The organism is Flavicella sp. (assembly GCF_029238425.1).
GTDB lineage: Bacteria > Bacteroidota > Bacteroidia > Flavobacteriales > Flavobacteriaceae > Flavicella.
The window spans coordinates 1-8,173 of sequence record NZ_JAQWGB010000063.1; the positions used below are offsets into that span (position 1 = coordinate 1).

The following is an 8,173-nucleotide window of genomic DNA, read 5'->3' on the forward strand; positions in this document are numbered from 1 at the left end:
GCAATTTTGTGTGAAAAATTAAAATATAATTCTCAATGAACATCCTATTAAAATCTGCAACCATTTTTGATAAAAACAGTAAGTTTCACAAGCAAACAAAAGATGTTTTAATTCAGAATAATACATTTACTCAAATAGCAGATTCTATAGATTGTCCAAACGACTGTGAGGAAATCTCCTTAGAAAATCTTCAAATTTCAAACGGATGGTTTGACTCTTCAGTTTCTTTTGGAGAACCTGGATATGAAGAACGTGAGAATTTATCTAACGGATTAGATACCGCTGCAAAATCTGGTTTTACAGAGGTAGCCGTAAACTCTAATACCAATCCTTATTTAGACACCAAAGCCTCTATTGCTTATTTGAAAAACTTGAGTGCTTTGAAAGCAACCAACTTATATCCTATCGCTAGTTTGACCAGAAATTCTAAAGGAGTTGAAATGGCAGAATTATATGATATGAAAGCGGCTGGTGCCGTTGCTTTTGGGGATTATAACAAGGCTATTGAAAATGACAATTTGATGAAGGTGGCTTTGCAATATGCGCAAAACTTTGACGGACTTGTTCTAAGTTTCCCACTAAACAATGCCATCGGCGGAGAAGGAATTGCCCACGAAGGTTTGAACAGTACCTTATTAGGTTTGAAAGGAATTCCAGGTTTGGCCGAAGAAATGCAGATTACCAGAGATATTTCTTTGCTAGAATATACGGGAGGAAAATTACACATCCCAACCGTAAGCTCTAAAAAATCTGTAGAGCTAATCAGAGAAGCCAAAAAGAAAAACCTAAAGGTTACTTGTAGCGTTACAACACATCATTTGACCTTGACAGATGTAGAGCTAAAAGGGTTTAATGGCAACACCAAAGTACTACCTCCTTTAAGAGCGGAAGAAGACAGACTTGCTTTGATAGAAGGTGTAAAAGATGGAACGATTGATTGCATCACCTCTGACCACAACCCTATCGACATCGAAAATAAAAAAGTAGAATTCAACAATGCGGAGTTTGGAACGATTGGACTTGAAAACCTATTCGGAAGTCTTCAAACAGTTTTAGAGACTGAAACTATCATTGATGCTTTGACAACTGGACCTAAAGCTGTTTTTGGAATTGACCAAGAAACGATCGAAGAAGGGAAACCCGCAAACATCTCACTATTTACAGATAAAAAAGAAACTACTTTTGCACTCAAAGACATTCTTTCTACTTCTAAAAACTCCATATTTTTGGACAAAACAGTAAAAGGAAAAGCCTATGGAATCTACGCAAAAGGGCAATTAGTTTTAAATAAATAATACCAGGCAAACACACATGAATACCAATTTACATTTTGTAGAAAGAGCTCCTATTGTAACTTCTGACCAACCGGCTCCGTTGTTAATTTTAATACATGGTTATGGAAGTAATGAAATGGATTTATTTTCATTTGCTTCGGAACTGCCAGATAACTTGCATATTGTTAGTTTAAGAGCACCTTTAGAATTAGGTTATAATAGTTTTGCATGGTATAGCATCAATTTTGATGCGGATCAAAACAAATTTTCTGATTTAGACGAAGCTAGAACTTCTTTAGATCAAATTTCTAATTTTATTGATGAGTTTACTGCAAATCATGCTGTGGACACTGATAAATTGTTTGTTGTAGGATTTAGTCAAGGTGCCATTTTAAGTTATGGGCTTTCTTTGAACACAAACAAAATACCCTATGTGGTTGCCTTAAGCGGATATTTGAATGAAGATTTAATAGCAGATACATCTGCAACAACAACCACTCAATATTTCTGTTCTCATGGAAGTGTGGATCAAGTAATACCAGTGGAATGGGCTAGAAAAGCACCTGTATACTTAAACGACAAAGGTATTTCTAATGTTTTCAAGGAATATCCTGTAGGACATGGAGTACATCCACAAAATTTTTATGATTTCAAAGCTTGGATAGACGAAAGACTGTAAATCAATCTTGCTGTACTTCTAAACCATCATAGGCTAAAAACACATTTTCTGGCAAAGATTTAGATACCTCTTCATGAAATCCTAATCGATGACTGATATGGGTTAAATAAGCTTTTTTCGGTTTCAATTCTGAAATCATCTGCAAGGCTTCCTCAAGATTCAAATGCGTAGGATGCGCATTGATTCGTAAGGCACTGATGACCAAAATATCAAGGTTTTTTAATTTTTCTCTTTCTGAAGCGGCAATGGTTTTTACATCTGTTAAATAAGCCACATCCCCTATTCTATATCCAAAAATCTCCAAACTACCATGCATTACATTGATAGGAATGATAGAAGTTTCTAGCAACTCAAACGGAGCATCATCAATCACATTTTCTATGATTTGAGCCGCACCTGGGTACCTGTTTTCTTTAGCGAAAATATATTCATAACGCCTTTCCAAAGATTCCATAACCCTATCCTTGGCATAAATATGTACAGCACCTTGTTTGTAACAATAAGGTCGTATTTCATCCAATCCCGCAATATGATCTGAATGCTCATGGGTAAATAATATAGCTTCAATTGATTTTACATCTGCACGCAACATCTGATACCTAAAATCTGGTCCACAATCAATAAGTACATTTTTTCCTTTCCAAGTGAATAATACCGAAGAACGTAAACGCTTGTCTTTTTTGTCCTTAGATAAATTTACTTCTTCGTCAGAAAGCAACATTGGAACTCCCTGTGAAGTACCTGTTCCTAGAAATGTTATTTTAATTTTTTCTGCAGACATAAAAGCTAAAAATTATTTGTAAATCTTCTCTAACAAAAATAAGCATTGAGCAATCAATAATACTGCATAATTACTATATTTGTGTAACATAAACAAACCTATTTATCTATATGGCTGTAACACTTAAAGGAGATAAAGAAATGAGCAACACCCCGACTACAAAAGGGAAAGCTCTAAGAATCAATTTAAATCACAATATTTACGGTACTTTTTCTGAAATTGGAGCGGGTCAAGAAACGGTTCGAAACTTCTTTAGAGCTGGAGGTTCTTCTGGAACGATTGCCAAAGCAATGAGTGCTTACGACAAAGATTTCTCTGATGCCATTTATGGTATGGAAGACGATAAAAGATATGTGACGGAAGGGCGATTGAAAAAAATGTTACACCATGAGATCCGCTTGATCGAGGATCGATTGAGTAGAGAAAAACATCCTGATAAATTTTTCTTTAGTTACGCCAATACAGTTACAACGATTGATTTTGCTAAAAAATTCAAAGGTCATGGTTGGGTTGGAATCAGATTTCAACTAGATCCTTTAGAAGATTATAACGAAATTGTGTTACACCTACGTTTCAAAGAAACAGATACTACTTTACAGCAAGAAACACTTGGTAAATTGGGAGTAAATTTGATTCATGGTGCCTTTTATATGAATGACAATCCAAAGGATTTATTAATTTCTTTGTATGATAATTTGCATAAAGACCAACTAGAGATTGATATGATCAATTTTTCTGGACCAAGGTTTATGTATGTAGACAACAGGTTGATGAGTTTACAATTGGTTAAAAACGACATGACCAATGCGGTAATGTTTGACTCTAGCGGTGTCAACTTATTGCCAGCAAGTGTTTTATACAAAAAGAACATCCTAGCATTAAGAGGTAGCTTTAGACCGGTTACTAAAGTAAACATGGATATCTATGAAAATGCACGTGAGTTATTTTTCAAAGAAAATAAAGTAGAAAAAGAAAATACACAAATCATATTTGAAATCACCCTTGCTAACTTACGTTCTGAAGGAAAAATCAACGAACGTGATTTCCTAGATAGAGCGGAATTACTATGTTCATTAGGACAAAATGTAATGATTTCAAATTTCCAAGAGTATTACAAACTGGTAGAATACTTTAGTGAATTTACCAAATCGAGAATGGGACTAGCTCTTGGACTTGAAAGTTTGATCAATATTTTTGATGAAAAATATTATAGAACCCTAAGTGGTGGAATTCTAGAGGCAATTGGAAAAATGTATTTCAAAGATTTAAAAATCTACGCATATCCATTAAAGGATAGAAACACTGGGAAAATTATTACCAGTGAGAATCTAGTGGTTCACCCAAGAATGACGGAATTGTATAAATTCTTTAAAAACAATGGAAAAATTGTAGACATCAAAAATTATGATCCTAAAATATTAACGGTTTTCTCTAAAACTATTTTAGACATGATTGCCAAATCAAAAGCAGGTTGGGAAGCCATGTTGCCAGAAGGGATTTCTGAATTGATCAAAAGAAATAGATTGTTTGGATATTCTGGATCGAGACCACAAGTAAAAAAATAATTTCGTAAACTTACACTCCTCAAAGTTGAATTCATCCGTGGAGAACGAAAAATTATTTATCAATAGGCTCATCGATCCGAAAACAAAAGACAAAGCTTTTAGAGAGCTTGTTCGTTTGTATCAGGAACGTTTGTATTGGCACATTAGAAAAATATTGATCTCTCATGAAGACACCAATGATGTTTTGCAAAACACATTTATTAAGGTGCACAAAGGAATTGCAAACTTCAAAGGAGATTCTAAGTTATTTTCTTGGATGTATAGGATTGCAACTAACGAATCCATCACATTTTTAAACAAAAGAGCGAAAGAAAAAAATGTATCGATAGATGAATATCAAATTACCTCTATCCACTCTTTACAAGATGATATTTTATTTGACGGTTCTGCGATACAAGAAATTTTACAAAAAGCCATTCAAGAATTACCCCACAAACAACGTTTGGTTTTTAATATGAAATATTTTGACAATTTGAAATATGAAGAAATTTCAGAAATATTAGATACCTCAGTAGGAGCCTTAAAAGCTTCCTATTTCCATGCCGTAAAAAAAATAAAACAACATATTGAAGAACATTAAACCTTTTTAAAAGGCTATGGTCTAACAGTTATGAAGCAAGAAGATAAAGAAGATATTGAAGCACTAAAAAATCTAGGATTGACAAATCCGGGTTTTAAAACTCCTGAAAATTATTTCGAGGAGTTTTCTGACAATCTTTTTACTAAAATAAACGAAGAAGAACTTCCCAAAGGATCTGGGTTTACTACTCCCGACAACTATTTTGAAAAACTTGAGGAAAGCATTATCGCTGCCATTCCTAAAGAAAAGAAAAAAGGCAAACTACGTGTTTTATATGCGATCTCTTCGGTTGCAGCCGCTTTGCTGTTGTATTTTGGAATTGCCAATTATCAAGAATCGAATACCATTTCATTTGACTCTTTGGAAGTTACAGATATTGAAGCTTACATCGCAGCAGGACATATGAGTATTGACGCATATTCCGTGGCTAGTATTGATGCAGATTTAAACTTGAATGACCTTGTAGAAGTAAATATTTCAAACGATGAATTGAATAATTATCTGGATCAAGTAGATCCTGAATCTTTATATTTAGACAATTAGAACATTATGAAAAAACATATATTAATCCTTATTCTCTTTGTAATCGCTGGTGTTGTTGGTTCTCACGCTCAACACAGAGGCATGAGTTTTGAAAAAATCAAAACACTGAAAGTTAATTATATATCTTCAGAGCTAAATTTGACTCCAGAGGTTGCTGAAAAGTTTTGGCCTATTTACAATGAATATGAAAAAGTAAATAGAAAATTACGTTCTGTAAAAATTAAAAATATCAAACAACAAATTGATAATAAAGGAGCGATAGCATCTCTTTCTGATGAAGAAGCAAAAGCACTTTCTGATGATTTTATCAAAATCACAGAAACGTATGTTTCCAATAAAAAAAATACTTTTGAAAAACTTGAATCAATTTTAACCCCGCAACAATTGTTAAAATTACATTTTGCCGAATTAGAATTCAATCAGAAAGTTTTGCGTAAATTACATCATGAAAAAAATAAAAATAGAGAAGATTGATCTTTTCACCACTGGGGGTACTATTGACAAAATATACAATCCTTTGATTGGAAACCTCTCTTTTGGGTCTAGCTATATTCCACATATTTTAACAACTGCGAACCTCTCGGAAAAAGTTGACATCCAACATTTAATGGCGGTAGATAGTTTAGAAATGACTTCCGAACAAAGAAAAGAAATTGTTTCTGCCTGTATTACAAGTCACAGTGATAAAATCATTATCACACATGGCACCGACACTATGGTTGCCACAGCTGCGGATATTGCTGCTAAAAACTTAAAAAAAACAATTATCCTTACAGGAGCTATGATCCCCTACTCTCTTGAGAATTCTGATGCAACCTTTAACATTGCAAATGCTTTGGCTTTTGTAAAAACCCTAAAAAAAGGAGTTTATATTGTAATGAACGGACACGCTTTTCCTTGGGATAATGTTCAAAAAAACAAACAACTAGGAGTTTTTCAATCCCTATAACAAGCCTATTATTTCCATTTTATACTTTAGAGCAATTTTAACAACGAAAATGCCCTACAAAACTCTTTTTGTTTATTTTTGTTCAAAAAATATTTTCATTTGAAACACCTTCTTTTTTTACTAATCCTAACAGTCAATTTTTCCTTTGTTTCTGCACAACAAAAGAAAATTAAGATTCTTAATTCTGAACAGACTTATAAGAATCAAAAAAAATATCCAGGAGCCATTATTTTAAACGGAAACGTGAAAGTAAGTCATGAAGGTGCTACTTTAGATTGCAACAAAGCTTTATTTTATCAAGAAAAAAATGTATTGCATGCCTATGGTGATGTTTTTGTAAACCAAGGAGATACCATTACCCAGAAAAGTAATTATGCCAATTATAACGGAAATACCCAGAAAGTTATTTCTTGGGGAGATGTTGTTTTAAAAGACCCAAGCATGCGTTTGGAAACGGACACGCTGCATTTTGATCGTGTTACACAAGAGATGACTTATGACTGTTTCGCAACCATTACCGATGACAACAACCAGTTAGAAAGTCAAAATGGTGTGTATGCCACCGATTTAAAACGTTTTACGGCTACCACAAACGTAGTGGTGCACAATCCTGAAAACAAATTAGAATCCAATCATTTAGATTATTACACAGAAACAGGACAAACTTATTTTTACGGCCCTTCTACTATTACAACTAAAGAAAGTGTTGCCGTAGCGAGACAAGGTTTTTACGATACAAAAGTTGGAATTTCACGCCTTACCAAGGATGCGAAAATATATTACAACAACCGTATCATTGAAGGCGACAGCATTTATAGCGACAAAGAAAAAGGTTTTGCTTCTAGTACCGGTAATATTGTAATGACCGATACCGTGAATCAAACGATTGTAAAAGGAGGTTATGCTGAATTTTTCAAAGACAACGATTCTGTGTTTGTTGTAAAAAGAGCCATGGCAATTTCTATCGCTGAGGCAGATTCTTTATTCATTCATGGTGACACCTTATTAATTACCGGAAAACCTGATGAAAGAATTATTAGAGCTTATCATAAAGTCAAATTTTTCAAGTCAGATTTAAGAGGAAAATGTGATTCTTTACATACCAATCAAAAACTAGGAATTACAAAAATGTTCAAACACCCCGTTATTTGGTCTGGAGAAAATCAGATTACGGGAGACAGCATACACCTTACTTCGAATTTAGAAACAAGCAAATTGGATTCTTTATTTATCAGAAGAAATGCTTTTATCATTCAAAAAGACTCTGCAGGTTTTAGCCAGATAAAGGGAAAAAACATGTACGGTAAATTCGTTGACAACCAACTAGAATCGTTGCTTACCAAAGGAAACGGAGAAGTTATCAACTATGCTAGAGATGAAGAAAAGAAATTAATTGCCATCTTAAATATGATCTGTAGTAATATTCTCTTTAGTTTGGAGGATAATGGCATACAATCGATCAAGTTCCTAATGAAACCTGAAGGGAAAACATACCCTCCTTCTAAATATCCAGCAGACAAAAAATTCTTAAAAGGATTTATCTGGAGAGAAAGCGAAAAACCATTAGAAAGAGACGATATTTTTATTGATGAGCCGGTAATCAAAACCAATTTGTTTTTATAACCTAAAGCAATCTTATGATTGATGATTTTTTCAAACACCAAGCACAAACTTCACCTCATCCACTTGCCATTGAAATCGCAAGAGCAAAAGGGAGTTATGTATATGACACTTCGGGAAAAGAATATCTAGACTTTGTAGCAGGTGTTTCAGCCAATAGTTTAGGGCACAATCATCCAAAG

The 8,173-nt window shown here is 33.8% G+C and carries 10 protein-coding genes; 9 read left to right on the forward strand and 1 reads right to left on the reverse strand.

Annotation, left to right across the window (positions count from 1 at the left end):
- Positions 1-35 precede the first annotated feature (35 nt).
- Positions 36-1,295 (forward strand): dihydroorotase, encoded by a 1,260-nt coding sequence (locus tag P8H68_RS04320; protein WP_300322096.1) that lies wholly within the window; start codon positions 36-38, stop codon positions 1,293-1,295.
- A gap of 16 nt (positions 1,296-1,311) precedes the next feature.
- A complete protein-coding gene (locus P8H68_RS04325; RefSeq protein WP_300322098.1) occupies positions 1,312-1,953 on the forward strand; it encodes a dienelactone hydrolase family protein in 642 nt (213 codons plus the stop codon).
- A 1-nt stretch (position 1,954) separates the two neighbouring features.
- On the opposite strand, the gene P8H68_RS04330 is transcribed toward P8H68_RS04325, so the two are convergent.
- A complete protein-coding gene (locus tag P8H68_RS04330) occupies positions 1,955-2,719 on the reverse strand; it encodes an MBL fold metallo-hydrolase (protein ID WP_300322108.1) in 765 nt (254 codons plus the stop codon).
- A gap of 125 nt (positions 2,720-2,844) precedes the next feature.
- Here P8H68_RS04330 and P8H68_RS04335 point away from each other — a divergent pair, with 125 nt between their 5' ends.
- From P8H68_RS04335 to P8H68_RS04365, 7 genes are all read left to right on the forward strand, one after another.
- Entirely contained in the window at positions 2,845-4,299 is a 1,455-nt protein-coding gene (locus P8H68_RS04335; RefSeq protein WP_300322099.1) for a TonB-dependent receptor, read from the forward strand.
- 37 nt (positions 4,300-4,336) lie between these two features.
- Positions 4,337-4,879 carry an RNA polymerase sigma factor gene (locus P8H68_RS04340; protein ID WP_300322101.1) on the forward strand — a complete coding sequence of 181 codons (543 nt, stop codon included), beginning with the start codon at positions 4,337-4,339 and terminating at the stop codon, positions 4,877-4,879.
- Positions 4,880-4,909: 30 nt separating this feature from the next.
- Positions 4,910-5,422 (forward strand): hypothetical protein, encoded by a 513-nt coding sequence (locus tag P8H68_RS04345; RefSeq protein ID WP_300322103.1) that lies wholly within the window; start codon positions 4,910-4,912, stop codon positions 5,420-5,422.
- 6 nt (positions 5,423-5,428) lie between these two features.
- Entirely contained in the window at positions 5,429-5,896 is a 468-nt protein-coding gene (locus P8H68_RS04350) for a hypothetical protein (RefSeq protein ID WP_300322104.1), read from the forward strand.
- Entirely contained in the window at positions 5,868-6,371 is a 504-nt protein-coding gene (locus P8H68_RS04355; protein ID WP_300322106.1) for an asparaginase domain-containing protein, read from the forward strand. The genes P8H68_RS04350 and P8H68_RS04355 overlap by 29 nt, the downstream gene beginning before the upstream one ends.
- Positions 6,372-6,470: 99 nt before the next feature.
- A complete protein-coding gene (locus P8H68_RS04360; protein WP_300322107.1) occupies positions 6,471-7,994 on the forward strand; it encodes an OstA-like protein in 1,524 nt (507 codons plus the stop codon).
- Between the two features lie 14 nt (positions 7,995-8,008).
- A partial coding sequence (locus tag P8H68_RS04365) for an aminotransferase class III-fold pyridoxal phosphate-dependent enzyme (protein WP_300322110.1) occupies positions 8,009-8,173 on the forward strand: 165 nt, incomplete at its 3' end.